At 48.3% G+C, this 16,047-nt stretch carries 16 protein-coding genes and 1 tRNA gene; 9 read left to right on the top strand and 8 right to left on the bottom strand.

What is annotated here, in order from left to right; all coding sequences use genetic code 11:
• Window positions 1-9 precede the first annotated feature (9 nt).
• Window positions 10-270: a YjcQ family protein gene (locus Psch_RS15655; protein WP_190258742.1), complete on the bottom strand. Its 261-nt coding sequence runs from the start codon at window positions 268-270 to the stop codon at window positions 10-12.
• 422 nt (window positions 271-692) lie between these two features.
• On the opposite strand from Psch_RS15655, the gene Psch_RS15650 reads away from it, so the two are divergent.
• The 4 genes from Psch_RS15650 (at window position 693) to Psch_RS15635 (ending at window position 3,042) form a co-directional block, all read left to right on the top strand.
• Window positions 693-887, top strand: coding sequence for a hypothetical protein (locus Psch_RS15650; RefSeq protein WP_190258741.1), 195 nt, complete (start codon window positions 693-695; stop codon window positions 885-887).
• Window positions 888-1,085: 198 nt separating this feature from the next.
• Window positions 1,086-1,652, top strand: a complete 567-nt coding sequence (locus Psch_RS15645; RefSeq protein WP_190258740.1) for an IS607 family transposase — start codon at window positions 1,086-1,088, stop codon at window positions 1,650-1,652.
• Complete coding sequence (locus Psch_RS15640; RefSeq protein WP_206663785.1) at window positions 1,642-2,742, top strand: RNA-guided endonuclease InsQ/TnpB family protein; 1,101 nt, start codon at window positions 1,642-1,644, stop codon at window positions 2,740-2,742. The genes Psch_RS15645 and Psch_RS15640 overlap by 11 nt, the downstream gene beginning before the upstream one ends.
• A 225-nt stretch (window positions 2,743-2,967) precedes the next feature.
• A tRNA-Val gene (locus Psch_RS15635) sits at window positions 2,968-3,042 on the top strand.
• 73 nt (window positions 3,043-3,115) lie between these two features.
• Here Psch_RS15635 and Psch_RS15630 read toward each other — a convergent pair.
• Window positions 3,116-3,556 carry a GNAT family N-acetyltransferase gene (locus Psch_RS15630; RefSeq protein ID WP_190258739.1) on the bottom strand — a complete coding sequence of 147 codons (441 nt, stop codon included), beginning with the start codon at window positions 3,554-3,556 and terminating at the stop codon, window positions 3,116-3,118.
• A 125-nt stretch (window positions 3,557-3,681) separates the two neighbouring features.
• On the opposite strand from Psch_RS15630, the gene Psch_RS15625 reads away from it, so the two are divergent.
• Window positions 3,682-3,885, top strand: a complete 204-nt coding sequence (locus tag Psch_RS15625; RefSeq protein WP_190258738.1) for a hypothetical protein — start codon at window positions 3,682-3,684, stop codon at window positions 3,883-3,885.
• Window positions 3,886-3,946: 61 nt separating this feature from the next.
• Here Psch_RS15625 and Psch_RS15620 read toward each other — a convergent pair whose 3' ends face one another.
• Window positions 3,947-4,327 (bottom strand): hypothetical protein, encoded by a 381-nt coding sequence (locus Psch_RS15620; RefSeq protein ID WP_190258737.1) that lies wholly within the window; start codon window positions 4,325-4,327, stop codon window positions 3,947-3,949.
• Between the two features lie 170 nt (window positions 4,328-4,497).
• Here Psch_RS15620 and Psch_RS15615 point away from each other — a divergent pair, with 170 nt between their 5' ends.
• A complete protein-coding gene (locus tag Psch_RS15615) occupies window positions 4,498-4,809 on the top strand; it encodes a hypothetical protein (protein ID WP_190258736.1) in 312 nt (103 codons plus the stop codon).
• A 214-nt stretch (window positions 4,810-5,023) separates the two neighbouring features.
• On the opposite strand, the gene Psch_RS15610 is transcribed toward Psch_RS15615, so the two are convergent.
• Entirely contained in the window at window positions 5,024-5,551 is a 528-nt protein-coding gene (locus Psch_RS15610) for a hypothetical protein (protein WP_190258735.1), read from the bottom strand.
• Window positions 5,552-5,707: 156 nt separating this feature from the next.
• On the opposite strand from Psch_RS15610, the gene Psch_RS15605 reads away from it, so the two are divergent.
• Together Psch_RS15605 and Psch_RS15600 are read left to right on the top strand one after the other, a co-directional pair.
• A complete protein-coding gene (locus Psch_RS15605) occupies window positions 5,708-5,887 on the top strand; it encodes a hypothetical protein (protein ID WP_190258734.1) in 180 nt (59 codons plus the stop codon).
• Between the two features lie 169 nt (window positions 5,888-6,056).
• Window positions 6,057-6,239: a histidine kinase gene (locus tag Psch_RS15600; protein ID WP_190258733.1), complete on the top strand. Its 183-nt coding sequence runs from the start codon at window positions 6,057-6,059 to the stop codon at window positions 6,237-6,239.
• 481 nt (window positions 6,240-6,720) lie between these two features.
• Here the strand turns inward: Psch_RS15600 and Psch_RS15595 are convergent, their stop codons facing one another.
• On the bottom strand, window positions 6,721-7,071 hold the full coding sequence (locus tag Psch_RS15595; RefSeq protein ID WP_190258732.1) for a DUF1657 domain-containing protein: 351 nt from the start codon (window positions 7,069-7,071) through the stop codon (window positions 6,721-6,723).
• Between the two features lie 700 nt (window positions 7,072-7,771).
• Here Psch_RS15595 and Psch_RS15590 point away from each other — a divergent pair.
• Window positions 7,772-9,376: a class I adenylate-forming enzyme family protein gene (locus tag Psch_RS15590; RefSeq protein ID WP_190258731.1), complete on the top strand. Its 1,605-nt coding sequence runs from the start codon at window positions 7,772-7,774 to the stop codon at window positions 9,374-9,376.
• Between the two features lie 87 nt (window positions 9,377-9,463).
• On the opposite strand, the gene Psch_RS15585 is transcribed toward Psch_RS15590, so the two are convergent.
• The 3 genes from Psch_RS15585 to Psch_RS15575 all read right to left on the bottom strand — a co-directional run bounded on the left by Psch_RS15585 (window position 9,464) and on the right by Psch_RS15575 (window position 16,042).
• The gene (locus Psch_RS15585) at window positions 9,464-10,681 is read right to left on the bottom strand and encodes a glycosyltransferase (protein ID WP_190258730.1); all 1,218 of its coding nucleotides are present in this window, start codon (window positions 10,679-10,681) and stop codon (window positions 9,464-9,466) included.
• An 89-nt stretch (window positions 10,682-10,770) separates the two neighbouring features.
• Complete coding sequence (gene treY, locus Psch_RS15580; protein ID WP_190258729.1) at window positions 10,771-13,611, bottom strand: malto-oligosyltrehalose synthase; 2,841 nt, start codon at window positions 13,609-13,611, stop codon at window positions 10,771-10,773.
• Between the two features lies 1 nt (window position 13,612).
• Window positions 13,613-16,042 carry a DUF3536 domain-containing protein gene (locus tag Psch_RS15575; RefSeq protein ID WP_190258728.1) on the bottom strand — a complete coding sequence of 810 codons (2,430 nt, stop codon included), beginning with the start codon at window positions 16,040-16,042 and terminating at the stop codon, window positions 13,613-13,615.
• Window positions 16,043-16,047 lie beyond the last annotated feature (5 nt).

Genomic DNA, 16,047 nt, shown 5'->3' with positions numbered 1-16,047 from the left:
TATTTAATTTTACAACAAATTTTTACTTACATATTCTTTCCCAGTGTCAGTAATAGAAATGTTTTTTGTAAAAACTGCAACAATATTACCACTACTAAGAATTATATTAGCTCCTTTGATTAGTTCTAAGTCGCTAAGTTTTTTTAATGCTATGTTAAATTCATCGAGATCCATATTTAATTTTTCTTTTGTAATCTCCTGACTAATATTGGGTGAATCTTTTTTACTCTCATCAAAGATAGCTAATAATACTTTATCTTCATTACTCATAGTATCACCTCCTTTCTACTAAGAGAAAAAGGTGCTCCTGCATAAATATTTCGATAAAACCTAATATTAATTTTTTAGTCTATATATTATTAAATATATCATGATTATTAAACATTAGACAATGATGGCAAAGCGGAGTGAGCTGGAGTAAATAAAAGATATAAGGAGATTAAGAGTGATAAATAATCTTTATTTAATTAAATTATGATATTTAATTGATATTTCTTAGTTATGAGTAATTATTTATTTTCTATGTAAAGATATTGTTAGTTTTGTTTGACTTGTTTAAAGAAATAATGGTTATTTGTATTGATTGTACAATAAAACAATTGTTATTTTTGTATTGATTGTTCAATAAAATCATTGTTATTTTGTATTGATTGTACAATGCATTAATGAAAAGTGGTTGAAAGCCCGATATCTTGTTTATGACTATTGAATTCTTTGATATTGATACTAATGGCATTGAAGATATTGAAAAGTTCAAAAAAAGTGAACCAGGCCACGTTATCAATGAAAGCCATATGGATGGCTCCAGAGGAATTCGGATTGACGCTGAAAAAGAATTCTTGTTGGAGCGGAGGATTCGTAAGGGCAGGAGGGAACAGTTGTTTTGAGGAAGGCTTAAATATTTAACAGAGTAAATGCCTTAAAGAGACCCTTAAAGGGTCCACTTGAATTTATACATGAACGCTTTAATATTTTGGAAAAAAACTGAAAGAAGTGGTCGGTTAAAACGTTTGACTTTCCCTCAGGGGTTCCAAGCTGTTAATTAAAATATAGAAATATATTGCCTTTCATGGTACAATACTTCCATGAAGCTAAGTGAATGGGCAAAGAAAAACGGAATTACCTACAGGACTGCCTGGAAATGGTTCAAGTCAGGAAAATTACCTGTTCCCGCGGAACAAACCCCAACAGGAACAATCCTGATCAAAGAAAGCGGAGAATCATCAGGAACAGTCGCTTTGTATGCGAGAGTATCCAGCGCAGACCAGAAAAGCGATCTGGACGGTCAAATTTCCCGCCTGCTAACCTATGCAAACGCACAAGGTTGGGAAATCGGTAAAGCCGTAACAGAGATCGGTTCCGGCTTGAATGGGCGCCGCCCGAAATTAATGAAATTGCTGTCAGATCCAAAGGTTCGAGTGATCGTGGTGGAACATCGTGAGCGTCTCATGCGATTTGGCTTTGAATACGTGGAAAGCTGTCTTTCCGCCCAGGGTAGACGTGTGATCGTGATGGATCAGTCTGAAATGAAAGATGACTTAGTTCAGGACATGATTGAAGTCCTCACATCTTTCTGTGCCAGGCTGTATGGCCGCAGAGCAGCTAAAAACAAGGCCAAAAAAGCAATGGAGGCTATAGAGCATGATCATTAACCGTGCCTATAGGTATGAGCTGAAGCCAAATGTGCGAGAGCGAATCCTCATGGCCAAACATGCCGGATGCGCCCGCTTCGCCTACAACTGGGGTTTAGCCCGCCGGATAGCGTTATATCAAACGGAAAAGAAGTCTACCAATGCCATAGCGCAACACCGGGAATTGAATAAACTCAAGCAAACGAATTTTCCCTGGATGTACGAGGTATCCAAGTGCGCTCCCCAAGAAGCCCTTCGGGATCTGGACCGGGCTTTCAAGAACTTCTTCGCCGGCCTGAAAGCTGGAGAGCGTGTTGGCTTTCCCAAGTTCAAAAAGAAGGGCGTGCATGACTCTTTTCGATTGACGGGATCGATCAGAGTTGAAGATAAGGCCGTCCAGCTTCCCCGTCTGGGGGTGCTCCGCCTCAAAGAAGAAACAGGGATAGCCGGCCGGATTCTTTCGGCCACTGTCAGCCGGGAAGCGGATCGCTGGTTTGTCAGTTTAACCTGCGAGGTGGAGATTCCAGAACCAGAACAAGTCACCGGCGAAGTTATCGGTATTGATGTTGGACTTAATCATTTTGTGAGCATTTCTGACGGGACAAAGATCGAAGCCCCTAAACCTCTGGGCAAGTATCTGAAAAGACTCAAGCGATTATCCAAGAAACACAGCAGGATGCAAAAAGGCTCCAACAACCGGAAGAAAAGCGCTCTTGGATTAGCCCGGCTGCACCGGCGCATCCGCAACAGCCGGCAGGACTTCATTCACAAGCTCACGACAGCTCTGACGAAAACCAAGTCGGGGATCGTGATCGAAGATTTGAATGTCCACGGGATGTTGCAAAATGACCGGTTGTCCAGGCATATCGCAGACGTGGGCTGGGGAGAATTCCGGCAGCAATTAGCATATAAGACTGTGTGGTACGGGTCAACACTGATAGTCGCTCCCCGTTTTTATCCCAGCAGCAAGACATGCTCATCTTGCGGTTATGTGATGGACAGCATGCCCCTATCTATTCGTGAATGGGACTGTCCTTGCTGCGGAGCGCATCATGACCGTGACGTTAATGCAGCTGTCAACCTGAAGAAATATGCAATAAGCGTTGCTTAAAATTTGAGTACCGGAAGTTCTCCGGGAATTTACGCCTGTAGAGATCCCTCTGGCGGGGATGGTAAACCATTTAGTCACGGGTCGATGATGCAGGAATTTCGTAGTAGAAATATTCTTCTATGAAGAAAGGAACGGTTGGCACAGGTAATGGGATAAAGTGTTTGATTGATAAAGCTTGACTTATGGCGGGCTATCAGGCATAATATATTGTACTGACAGCTTAATGGGCGGGTAGTTCAGTGGGAGAACGTCTGCTTGACACGCAGAAGGTCGTAAGTTCAATTCTTATCCCGCCCACCAGTGAAATCAAGCCCTCCGGGGATCGCGTAAAGTGCCCGGAGGGCTTTTTGATGCCCGGCACTCATTTGTCGTTTTATTTATTGTTGTCTAAGAATGCTTGCAACTTTAAACTCGCCTTGGCTTCTGATAATTTGCGATCAGTAATGTCAAAACCATGTTTTTGGTGAAGCTTTATAAGTCCATTTACACTTATTCCCTTTTCTCTAGGGGCTATATAAACAGAAACATAATTTGCGTGAAGTTTATAAAAAGACAGCTCCAAAAAGTGTTTAATTAATAGGCTGGCTATTCCATTCCCTCGGAAGGCTTTTACAACGAATAACTTCTGAAGTGTAATCCAGCCTGGAGCTTGTATATCATAATCAAAGAAACCAACCTCATTTCCTTTATCATTATAACAATGAACTCTTTGCCATCTGAATCCTACCTTTTGGGCATCCCTGACAAAGGAATACTCATGCATACCAAGACCACCTTTTTGTTTATATTTATATATTATGGCAATATCAAACAATTATGAATTTAAGTCCTGAAGCGGGTTTATTGTTCGCGGCCATGAGCGCATGATGCTGCTAAGTTCCCCGGTGCCGAGCAGGTACCCGTTAACTGTCAGGACTATGGCAACCGAAGGCCGAAGAGTTGGCGGACCTGGTTTTTGACAACCGGTTCGCGGAATTGGCGGAGATTGATAACGCCATGTTAATTGATTTGGCAAAAGAAATCAGGAATGCATTTGATGTGGAACTGACGGGGTATAATGAGGCTGAATTGGAAAAGTTGGCGAGAAACTTGATCCTGATGGCGAGTTCCCGGAGTGCGATGAGTCAGTTGAAAAGGACGTAAGGAAGGAGGTCTGCCCTGAGTGCGTTCATAAGTCCCATAAAGGATGAAGTATAATTAAATATTATTGTGTTTTTTCAAATTCAATTTCATGTTTTAGTATTTCTTCAATTCTTCTTTCAATTTTACCCAGGTCAAGGTTGGCCTCTTTTTTTATGCTTTTTCTAAGCATTGGGCCTATCTGGTGTATGTCATCATAGATGTCCCGGAGAAGCTCCAGTGATGCGTTGGCTTCCATAATTTCTTTAGGGGTTTCAACCATATTGGCTAATACCGAAGTTTCAGTTCGGGAGGCAATCAGAGGATTACACATTTGTTCTACATAAACACGGGTTCTTCGCCCAGGGCCTCTGTCTTCTTCGATGGGCTCCAGTGCGATAATTTTATCGGAACGAACGAACTTTCCATATCCCAAGGGAATAATGACGTTTTCTCTAATTTCCACAGCATTTCAGTCCTTTCAAGGATATATTTTTACCGTTCTCCTTTTACATTATCCATGAGAGAAAGTGCGTTAATGTCGGTAAAAGCATTCAACGTAAAGTAAAATCATATCGGTCAACTCATCGGCGGGTAAAGGACTTCGGGAGGGGCGGATTGAGATAAAGACCGTGGATGATCTGTGGGGGGTGCGCCGGGAGTGGCGCTCCACCTGCAAATAAAAACGCTCTTAAGACCGGGGAGCATGAAGCCATCTGGAAAGACATGCTTGACGAGGACGAACTTGACCTGTATGAGCAGATTGAGACCGATCCCTTGGCGCAGATCGTCGATACGATACGTTTGCTTTCCCTTCGGGAACGGAGGATGGTGCAGCGGATTCAAAAGCTTAAAGAAGGGTTGACGAGAAGCAGAAAGGGGTTCTCCAGGAACGTAAAACTACCAAGGAAGCCCACCAGGGTTACGATGAAAAGACCAGCAGTATGAAGGTCATTATTGTCGGGATGATCTGTTGTGTCAGAGGTTGAAGAAACGGAGTTCCGGTCTATCGATGATATTATCAGGCTGTTCAATTCTTATCCCACCCACCAGTGAAATCAAGTCCTCCGGGGATCGCGTTAAGCGTTCGGAGGACTTTTTGTAGCGCATTTGGTTTCTTTGTCGGTTTTTTTGGTATAGGCCTTTTCGGCGTGGTTGAAGTTTACGGTGTTTTCGTTTTTATGGCTTCGTCAACTTTTAATTTGGAAAAAATATTTTTAATTTCTATATCAAGATAATTTGAGTTTTCTTTAAAACTTGCTGTCTTGTAATTATATCTTCCAAGGTAGACAGATGAGTTATCTGGTGTTTGAGTTACTGAAAGTACGGAATTAATTCTAATAATAGCAGGTGTTCCTGGATTAATTTTAATGGTTCCGCATGAAAGAAGACTGTTTATTTTAATCTTTTGCCCTTTGTACTGAGGTGACACCATCGATAAGTCAATTGTACCTCCGCTAAAAGCTAAATTGTATTCTTCAGCCGGATTTGTAACTTGGATAGTTTTATTGCTAAAAACTATATCACGATTGGATCCTGGCTCAGGCCTATGGAAAAATAATGAGACTCCTACAATAATGATGATTATAGCAGTTGAGACTATGAAAATTGGTACTTTAACCTGGAAAACATAACGGGCTAAAATTAACAATCCAAGTATTATTAATAAAATTCCATAAAAGTAATTCAATTGAAGTACCCCCTTCCATTTTTGCTATTAGTAGATTATTCAAAAATGCCAGTTGTTGCTACATGTTTAGAAGGGGGAACCGGTATCAAAGAGGACTGCTCAGGCGATTGCAGAAAGAGTATCCCGCTAGCGAAGGTATCTGAGAGGGCTGCCAAGGTGAAGGTCCTCCTTTGTTTAACCATACTGGAAAAAACAGTATTGACAGCGTTGGTGACCACATTTGACCCGGCAGTTCTGCTGGGGTTGAAGTTGCAATCCCAGCCATCTGGGCGCATTGAAGTCCTGAAAGATAAGCTGGCCCAGTTTTTAAGCCTGCCAATGAACCTCCGGGGATAGTACGACTACCACGGCAGCAAACTAAATAAGTAGACATACAAAAGGCCTCGCTCTCCGGAGCGGGCTTTTTTTGTTTTCTAAATATAATTTCCTACAAAATGCAAGAGATGTCGATTAATAAGTTAATTGTATATAAGTAGTAAAATTGCTCAAAGGGGCACTGGTTAAAGTGGAAGAAAAGATACTAAATATTTGCAGCAAGTTATTTGATAAGCTCACCATTCTGAAAGGCTACCTCATACTTGGTAAAGAGCATAAAAAGATTGATTATTCATTGATACTAATTAATGAAATTAATGAAATTGACTCTCTGATATGTGAAATTGTAGATACTGTAAAAAACAATGAATGACGCAAGTTAAGTGGTTTTTGGTTTTAATAATTTTTTTATTATTTTTAAGAAAAGGAAAGTCCCTGTGAAGGGGCTTAATTATTTTACAAGAATAATGGCGCAATTCCGTTCTTCGGAGCGGGGCTTTTTGCGTTTATTTACCTAATATTAATGAAAACATAATATATTTTTCAGCTTAATTTAAGAATCCAACGCTAAAATATAATCAATCGTTGAACTGCTTATTGAACTAAAAATAACCGGTTGTCAGCCGGATGATATACCAGGATCACCTTTTTAACCTCCTTTTTCTTCCTTCTTTTTGCCCGCCTTAAAAGGCGGGTTTTGCCATGAGTAAACTCTGCTATTAAACGGCTTGCCGGCTGGCTTGTATGTACATGAAGGAGTCCAGTCTCTTCAGCTTTTGTACATGTAGCAACTGTGCGACGCGGACAGTATAAAAAGGATATGGGTTTACCATATCCTTTTTATACTGTTGTTGTTACGGCATCGGCCGATAGTATTGTTGCTGTTGTGGCTGTGTCCGGAAATACTGTTGTTGTGGTTGCATAGGGTTATACTGTTGTTGATATTGTTGATATTGTTGATATTGTTGATATTGCTGTTGTTGTGGTTGCATCGCAGGCTGCATTACTCTATACTGGGGTTCTTTCTGTTCTATATAGTTAACACGGCCTCTCAATACCTGACAAACACCTTCAACTTGCTGGTTTAATGCTGAAAACATCTGTTTTGCCATTTGATCCTGTGTGTCCAATGCGAACATTTGTAGATTTGCAGCAGCTGCCTCAAGGCTTGCAAGAGTTTGGTGCATTTTGGTCCCTATTGTCATGAAAGCCACCTCCTATAATTTAAAATCTTTATTTATGATTAACCAAATATTCTATTTTTAAGCTAGTAAAATAATCCATTGCCTTTGTACAATACCATTCCAGGGGTATTCTTACTCCAGTGGCCCCGTTTTAGATTTCCGCTTTGCAATTTTCACAATGAATGTTGCAACAATAAAGAAACCTAAACCTATGGCAATGGCTATACCAGTCATGGTTTGCCTCCTAAAGGTTTATCAATTTATAATCTACCCAACAGGTTAAATCCAATCCTCGGGGAATATTCCCAGTATAATTGATACTGACTACCTCTTTCAAATTGCATTTCTACTGGGCTTACTGAAGGCCAGGAAATGAAATATGAATTCACCTCCGGCGGGGAAGGCTATCAGCCTTTAAGTGGAGATGAAATAGATGGGCTTTGGGATTTATCAAGCAAGCTCAAATAAGTCACTTACACAATTTGCTTACGCCGGAGAGGCGTATTCTTTATGGAAACATTTTGAGGGGGAGCGCCCCGGGTTTATTCGCCCTCAAACGAGGAACTTATTGATTTCAAAGCATGCGAGAAAAAAATAAATTTGGCAGGAAATAAAACTCTTGTGTTGAATATTCTTTATCAGTAGCAATGTATGCAAATTAAAAAATCATATTTGAAAGAGGGATCTGTAGAATGGTAGAACGGTGGGGGGTTGTTTTTTTATGCCAATAACAGAAATGCTTTGTCGTAACGCGCGGATGTACCCTGACGATACTGCTCTGATTGAGCGTGAGCCGGCTGTAGACAAGCGAAGAGAGATTACCTGGCTGGAATTTGAAAACTCGGCCAACAGGCTGGCAAACCTTTTATTGTCAAGAGGTATCGGGCAGGGAGACAAGGTTGTTATTCTGATGATGAACTGTCTGGAATGGCTGCCTGTTTATTTTGGAATTCTGAAAACCGGAGCCCTGGCAGTGCCGCTGAACTTCCGCTTTACTGCGGAAGAAATCAGGAAATGTGTAGAAACCGCGCATGCCAAAGCGCTTGTTTATGGATCCGAGTTCCGGGAAAAAATCAACGAAATACGCGGTGCGCTCAGCTGCACCGAAAGCTTTATTTTTGTAGGCGAGGATTGCCCTGAAACCGCTGAAAATTATAACGAACTATTGGCCCAATTCCCTGCCGGCGCTCCTGAGGTTAAAATTTACGACCATCATGAAGCCGCGCTTTACTTTACTTCCGGTACCACCGGTATACCCAAACCGATTCTGCTAACGCACGCCAACCTTGTATCGGCCTGCATTACGGAAAACCGCCATCACCTTCAGACACGCGAGGACAATTTCCTTTGCATCCCCCCGCTGTACCATACCGGGGCTAAGATGCACTGGTTCGGCAGTCTAGTTGTAGGTTCTAAAGCCGTTATCCTGCGCGGCATAAACCCCCGTTGGATTATTGAGGCCGTATCGGAAGAAAGGGCAACCATCGTATGGCTGCTTGTCCCGTGGGCGCAGGATATCCTCGACGCCATTGAAAGCGGGGAAATTAACCTTGAGGAATATAACCTTGCTCAGTGGCGGCTTATGCATATTGGAGCCCAGCCTGTGCCTCCTAGCCTGATCCGCAGGTGGCAGAAGTACTTTCCTGGTCAGCTCTATGACACCAACTACGGCTTAAGTGAGGCAACCGGTCCTGGTTGCGTTCACCTTGGAATTGAAAACATACACAAGGTTGGGGCTATTGGGATTCCCGGTTTTAACTGGGAGGTAATGATTGTTGATGATCGCGACAGGCCTGTTCCCAGAGGTAAGGTTGGGGAATTGCTTGTCAGGGGACCGGGCGTGATGAATGGTTATTATGAAAGCCCGGAGGCCACCGGGAATGTTTTGAAGAACGGCTGGCTTCATACCGGAGATATGGCGTGGCAGGACGAAGACGGGTTTATCTTCCTGGTGGATCGCAAAAAAGATATCGTTATTTATGGTGGAGAGAATATCTTCCCGGTGGAAATTGAAGATTTCCTGCAGGCTCATGACGATATCAAGGATGTCGCTGTGATTGGCATGCCCCACAATCGCCTGGGGGAGATTCCCGTAGCGATTGTGGAGACCAAGCCCGGCAGGTTGCTTACAGAGGCTATGGTCATTGAATTCTGTCAAGCTTTGCCCAAGTACAAAAGGCCGCTTAAGGTTTTCTTTGATAAGGTGCCCAGGAACCCCACAGGCAAGATTGAAAAACCCAGACTGCGTATGAAGTATAGTGGCAAGAAAGAGGCCTTTAATCTTGATGACTGCGCCCCAAACGATAGAAAACTGGCCACTGGTTAGGACAACAGTATCGTTTAAAAGAGCTGGTAAAAAAAGCCTTTCAACAAACGGAAAGGCTTTTTTTGTATGTATCCTTCAGGGTAGATATTAACGTGGGCGAGAGTTGATAAGGTTTATGAGTTTAAGCCAGTTCCGCAGGTAGACCGGCAGGATGTAGTTAAGGCGCACGTGCTCACGCCCTTTGGCTCCTAAACGCCTGCCCAGCTCAGGGTCGGCCAGCAGGCGGTCTACCTGAGCGGCGGTTTCTTCCACCGTTTTGGCCGACAGCCCGGTTTTTTCGTCCAGCACCTGGTGGGCCAGGCCTCCTGTAGGTGTGGCCACCACCGGCTTGCCCTTCCACAGTGCTTCGGTGGCGGTCAGGCCGAATCCCTCACGGAGGGACTTCTGCGCCACCACGTCGGCCCGCCTTTGCAGGACATTTATTGCCAGGTTGGCGTCCGGTGGCAGCGCCAGGATGGTTATGTCCGGGTCATTGTCCGCCTCTAATCGCACATCATCAAGGACGGCCGCCCCTTCGGGATCGTCGTCTGCGCTGCCGCCGGCCAGGATCAGCCGGCATTCCCTGTTTTTCCTGACCAGCTTGAAAGCCTGGATCAGACCGACGGGATCCTTCAGACGGTCGAAGCGGGATACCTGCAGGATTACCGGTGGGCCCTCAGGGTCTATTCCCAGTTTTTTCAACACAGAGTAGTACTCCTCCTGGGATACATCCCTGTTCTTATCGGACAGGGGAGCGATGGCCGGCGGCATAAAGTACTGGAGAACCGGCAGGTTCCGGGCATACTCCGGCAGGTGAAAAACAGAAACGTCGCAGGCAGACGCCATGGGCGCCAGAAAATACCAAACCGCCGGAACGGCATAGCGCGGGTCGATGTGGCAATACCACAGCCAGCGGCCGCCGGACTCACTGCGGAAGGCAGTCAACCCCAGAGGCTGCTGGTCGTGGATGATCACCAGGTCGTTTTCCTCCGCCACCAGTTGCCGGTTTTTCCGGGCCGTGGCCAGGTAGCTTTCCATCATATCACCCGTGATTTTAACAGGTTGGCCGTGCAGCCCGTTGTGGAACTGCTTGGTAGCGTTAAAAAAGTCCGGGTTCCCTTCCAGCACCGACCATCTGACCAACAGTCCCGCTTCCTGCATCAGCGGCGCCAGTGTGTGCAGTATCTCGGCCACACCGCCGCCCAGCTTGGTGGAGTTGATATGCAAAACGCTGTAACCCTCTAATTTTTCTCCCAATTCCCTGATTTCTTTTATAACCGCGCTTCCGGCCACATTCTCGTAATCTTTCAATTCTAAGACAGGCATTATTTGTTCTCTCCTTTTCAATAGTGAGAGTTGCTGAAGTAGTGATTATTTTTATTCCCTCTATGCGTTGTATGTGTTACAAAACACGCTTACTCTGACGTTAGCAGGGCGACAGGCAGGCTGTGGAACAGACTGGCCAGCGGCAGAGTGTTTTTTCCGTCTTCCCTATTAGCGTTCAGAACCTCCCCGGTAAAAATGTTCAACCAGCGGCCTGGTGACTGTGCAGGCAGAATAAGGGCACTGTCTTCCCATGCCTTCCCCGGCAGGAAGCCGGTTTCCGGCAGTCCATCTTCGCAATGGGCTGACCGATTGGATATCTGGAGCTTGGCCAAAAGAAGGGACACTACAGTCAGGCTCCAGCAGCTTTCCAGCCTCCGGGCAAAGGCGCAGGTATGTTCCTGCCCGTGCCCGGTGGCTGCCAGAGGGATATATTTCCCGGTGATGAACAGGTCCCGGTGAGCCCGGCGGAAGTTCAGAGCCTTATAGATAAGATATAGTTTTATCCGGCCGTCCGGCCAGCAGGAGAGCAGGGTTTGGGCCAGGTGAAGCCCGCCGCCGGCTTTCTCATCTTCTTCCTTAAGTTCTGCCAGGAGCCGGACCCGGGTCTTAAAATCAACCGGTCGCCGGTTATCCGGGTCCACCAGACTTAAATTCCACAGCTCGGTTCCCTGGTAAAAGTCCGGTATCCCCGGGGAGGTTATCTTGAGCAGCGCCTGTCCCAGTGAGCTTAGCGCTCCGTAATAGGCGGTGATTTTCTGGAATCTGGTGAACTCCTGTAAAAATAAATTCCCGTCCCTGGGCTCCAAAATGGATGTTACGAACTTTTCCAGAGCGCTTTCATATTCGGGGTCGGGGTAAAGCCAACTGGTGTGGACTTTGGCCTCCCGGGCCGCCTTAACCAGGTAGGCCCGGAGCCGGTTCCCGAAATCGGCCATATCTTCTTCTTGTAACGGCCAGGCCCCCACCAGGGTCTGGTAAATAAAAAGTTCAGTGTTTTCGTCCGGTACAGGCCGGCCATGTAAAAGCGGCTTTTGGGAATCGTTCCACTGCCGCCAGCGCTCCACCCGCCGCTCCCATGCGGCGGGGATTTCAGACAGTACGTTGATCCTGGCGCGGACATCCTCGCTCCGCTTGGTGTCGTGGGTGGAGGTGGCGTTGATGGCGCAGGGCCAGCGCTCAATCCTGATCTTGTTGCGGCGGTGGAACTCCTCCACCGGTATGCCTGCGGTCCCCGGGCGGCCTCCAACCTCGTTAAGGGAGACCAGCCGGTTATACATATAAAGGGCGGTATCCTCGCAGCCCTTGGCCATAACAGGTCCGGTAAACTGTTGCCAGCGCATGGTAAAGCGCAGCCATGACGCCCGCTGGTCCGGGGAGAGGTAATCCGGAAATTCCAGCAGCAGTACCCGCTTCAAGAACTTGCAGGCCGGGCCGGCAGAAGGATTTCCCTGCATGCCCCCGGCGGCCGCTTGTTCGATGTAAAAACGGTCTTGTGCGGCCACGTTAAAGTCGTTTATATAGGTGCGGTAGACACCGAGACGAGCTGTTATTTCCACCAGCGCTTGTTCCAGTTCGGCAAGTGTGAATTCACGGCCCCAGCGGTCCTCTTCCGCCAGACGGCCCAGCCGGTGTGCCAGGGTGCGCGTGTCGCCGGCGAAAAGTTCGGCTATTACCCGCTTTTTTTGGGTGTACACCACCGTCTCAAAATCCTCCCCGGACCCGGTGAGCCCAGTATAAAGCCGGTCCAGCTCCGCTGCCCCGCACCGGTCCACGAAGATACCGTTCAGCGTATTGAGGAAATCGTAGCCCGTTGTACCGCTAACCGGCCAGGCGGTGGGCAGGTCCTCGTCGTCGCCCAGTATTTTTTCGACCACCACGTAAAAGCTGGAAAGGTCTCCCCTGCAGGACAGGCGGTCTTGAAGGCGGGCAAGGTAGGAATATGGGTCGCGCAGGCCGTCAACATGGTCAATCCTTAGTCCGGTGACCTGTCCGGACCGGGCCAGGTTCAAAATCAAGGAATGCGTGGCCTCAAATACTTTTTCGTCCTCCATCCGGAGAGAAACCAGGCTGCTGACGTCAAAGAAACGCCTGTAGTTTATTTTCTCCCTGGCGGATCGCCAGAAGGCCAGCCGGGAATACTGTTCCGACAGTAATCCGTCCAGCCGGTCAAAACTCTGCGGGACACCTTTTTTTCCGTTGAAAACATCAAGTTTATGGTCAGTGAAGGTTTTTATCCAGGGATAAGTGTTGTACAAGCGCCAGAAAATAACCCACGCATGTACGAAGTCGGGCGCCGGTTTCTCCAGCATATTAAGCAAACCGGTCAGCTGCGGTAAAGGAGGGCGTCCCTGAACTCCGGCCAGCTCCCTGGACCAGCCGGCAAGAATCCGGCCAGAGGAGCCGGGGCTAAGCGGCAGGCGATGATCAAAGTAGCGGATCCATAAACCATCTTCCGTTGCTTCTAGTGTCAGTTCCCGGTTTTCCAGCGCCTTCCCGTAGGGTTCACCCAGGATGGGCAGCAGCACCTTGCCGGCCAGCCCCGGGCTGATTGGGTTCCAGTCGATGTCGAAAAAACCGGCGTAAGGCGAACCGGGTCCGTTACGCATGGTATCCAGCCACCACGGGTTTTCGGCGCCGGCGGCCATGTGGTTGGGCACTATGTCCAGTAAAAGCCCCATCCCGTGCTGCCGCAAGGTTTCCGTCAGGGCCGTGAAATCCTCCTCGCTTCCCAGTTCCGGGTTTAGACTGGTCGGGTCGGTCACGTCGTAGCCGTGAGGACTTCCCCGCCTGGCTTTAAGCAGGGGGGATGCGTAAAGCTCGGTCATACCCAAGTCTTGCAGGTATGGTACCAGAGTCCGGGCGCCGGCGAAACTGAAATGTCGGTTGAACTGGATTCTGTATGTGGCGGCGGGGGGCTGCGGGCTTAACATTTTATTTGCCCCTTCGTATGCGAAGTTTATCACCCAGCGCATTAAAACGGTCTACCCATGCCTTTGCCTCCCCATCACCCTGTGCGGCCTTTTTCTTGCGTTCCTGGCATACCGTTTGAAGCAGTCCGTAATAGATGTTTTGCACCTTCCAGAGGTTAACCTCGAAGGGCAGTGAACGGACCATATCGATAACAGCGTCCAGGTAAGCAATCTGGGAGAGGTCGGATTGCTGGTGGAAATGTTCTCCAATCTCCTCCAGGCTTTGTTCCAGAACATAGCCGAGGCCGGCCCCGTCCAGCGGAATGTTGGACATTTGGGCCTCTCCCAGGAGGGCTTTGATATAATCGATGTCCAGCATATCAGCCGCAAAGGCCTGGCGGAGGCTGGTGTTTACCATTAATTCGGCGGCCGCCGACAGGGCCCTGGGCTGGGGAGTGTCCATATCCTTTAAGAAATGCATCAGGGAGGCGTGACGGTCGAAAATCTTCCTGTATTCCGCGGTTACCTCGTCCAGGGTGGTTTCCAGAATGATGTCCAGGACCACCCGCTGTTTATCCCGGAAAAGCTGCTTCAGCGAGTAGGTGGCCCCTTCAAAGTGCTGATCCAAAAGCCGGATCACCCCTGTAAAATCTCCGCGTTCGAAGGCTCCGGTCAAGTCTTGCAACATCCGGTTATAGGCCTCCTCGTTCTGGAAGGGCCTGACCCCGCAATTCACATCGTGGTTGCCTAAATTAATCACTCCGTAACTGATATGCACAGATTTCTGCGTGATCTCTGAAGTAACACGGGCGTGCCCGGCGCACAGCCTGGCGGATCCGGCCAGGCGGTTCTGGTAGTTTTCCCGGTGGACGTTGTAGCAGTATATCCCGGAATAATCGTCGTACGACTCGAACAGGGAGCAGATGGCATAGTGGGCGCCTACTTTGAGCAGGTCCACCATCGCCGGCTGGACGAACTTTTCATAGATATGCGCGCCGTCCCGGTGATCCGGGATGTTGCTTTTGGCCTTGGCCATCATTTCCAGGAAGTCTGGCTCCGGGTCGCTGTTGAACAGCTCCCGGGCCAGTTGGATGACCCGGGCGGCGTACTTAATCACCTGTACGGTCTCGATGCCTGAGATTTCATCAAAGAACCAGCCGCAGCTGGTGAACATCAACATGGCGTGTCGCTGCTGCTCCAAAAGCTTTAACGCTCTGATCGTTTCCTCCGGGTTCAGCCGGCGGGTGGCGTGTTCCTCCAGGAACTGCTTGATGCTTTCCGGCGACCGCCTCAGGATCACATTGATATAACCGTTTCTGGCTTCCCAGGGATCCCTGAAAAACTGGCGCGCAGTTTCCTGGTACCGGGGGGCCAAGCTGTTCCTGAGCCAGTTCAGTGAGTTCCGCAGGGGAGCCCGCCAGGCCTGACCCCAGCCGGGGTGCATGCCGGAGTTGCAGCCGCAGTTGTTCCGCCAGCGTTCCACTCCGTGGGCGCAGCTCCAGGCGCTGTTCTCCACAATTTCCACCTCGTGGGTGGGCGGGTGCTTTTCCAGATATTCCCCATAGTTGGTGAGCCGGGCCAGGTTGTTGCATTCAATATAGTGCAGGGCGAAGGCCAGGGCCATATCCCCGTGCCGGTGGTGGTGCCCGTAAGTTTCACCGTCGGTGGCGATGTGCACCAGCTGCGGAGCGCCGGAATTTTCGTTGAAAGCGCCGGTCAGCCGCCTGGCAAAGCGTTCACCATTGGTAAGCAGTTTTTCAAATGCCACGGCCCGGGAAATTTCGCCGTTATAAAAGAACACATTGATAATCCGGCCCGAAGCGGGAATACGGACCTGATAGGGCATGGTGGTGTCAATCCCCCCCGGTCCCGGATCATACCACTGCCCGGCGCCCAGGGAGCGGACCCGCCTGGCTTGATAGGGAGCCAGGACGGTAAAGCGGATGCCCTGTTCCGCCATGATGTCCAGGGTTTCCAGGTCTACCGCGGTCTCGGGCAGCCACATTCCCTCGGGCTTGCGGCCGAAGCGGTATTCGAAATCCTTAAGACCCCAGATTACCTGGGTATATTTATCGCGACGGCAGGCCAGGGGCATGATCATGTGGTTGTACGCCTGGGCCAGGGCCGACCCGTGCCCCGAAAAGTTTTGCCGGCTTTGCCGGTCGGCTTCAATAATGGCCTGATAGACCTCAGGTCTTTTTTTCTCCAGCCAGGAAAGCAGCGTGGGGCCGAAATTGAAGCTGATTTTGGAGTAGTTGTTGACAATTTTCCTGATCCAGCCGTCCCCGCTTAGAATACGCGAAACGGTGTTGGGTTCGTAACATTCGGCGGTTATCCGGTCATTCCAGTCGTGGTAGGGATAGGCCGAGTCCTGGAGCTCAACATCCTCCAGCCACGGGTTTTCCCGCGGCGGCTGGTAAAAATGGCCGTGCAGGCAGATATATTTTTCCATTGAGC

The organism is Pelotomaculum schinkii (genome assembly GCF_004369205.1).
In the GTDB taxonomy this organism is placed as follows: domain Bacteria; phylum Bacillota; class Desulfotomaculia; order Desulfotomaculales; family Pelotomaculaceae; genus Pelotomaculum_C; species Pelotomaculum_C schinkii.
This window is presented reverse-complemented; position numbering and strand designations above follow the sequence as displayed.

Coding starts and splice junctions, on each gene's coding strand:
- Psch_RS15640 (WP_206663785.1), top strand. CDS start 1,642: ATGATCATTAACCGTGCCTATAGGTATGAGCTGAAGCCAAATGTGCGA.
- Psch_RS15595 (WP_190258732.1), bottom strand. CDS start 7,071: ATGACAATAGGGACCAAAATGCACCAAACTCTTGCAAGCCTTGAGGCA.
- treY (WP_190258729.1), bottom strand. CDS start 13,611: ATGTTAAGCCCGCAGCCCCCCGCCGCCACATACAGAATCCAGTTCAAC.
- Psch_RS15615 (WP_190258736.1), top strand. CDS start 4,498: ATGATCTGTGGGGGGTGCGCCGGGAGTGGCGCTCCACCTGCAAATAAA.
- Psch_RS15575 (WP_190258728.1), bottom strand. CDS start 16,042: ATGGAAAAATATATCTGCCTGCACGGCCATTTTTACCAGCCGCCGCGG.
- Psch_RS15585 (WP_190258730.1), bottom strand. CDS start 10,681: ATGCCTGTCTTAGAATTGAAAGATTACGAGAATGTGGCCGGAAGCGCG.
- Psch_RS15645 (WP_190258740.1), top strand. CDS start 1,086: ATGAAGCTAAGTGAATGGGCAAAGAAAAACGGAATTACCTACAGGACT.
- Psch_RS15590 (WP_190258731.1), top strand. CDS start 7,772: ATGCCAATAACAGAAATGCTTTGTCGTAACGCGCGGATGTACCCTGAC.
- Psch_RS15655 (WP_190258742.1), bottom strand. CDS start 270: ATGAGTAATGAAGATAAAGTATTATTAGCTATCTTTGATGAGAGTAAA.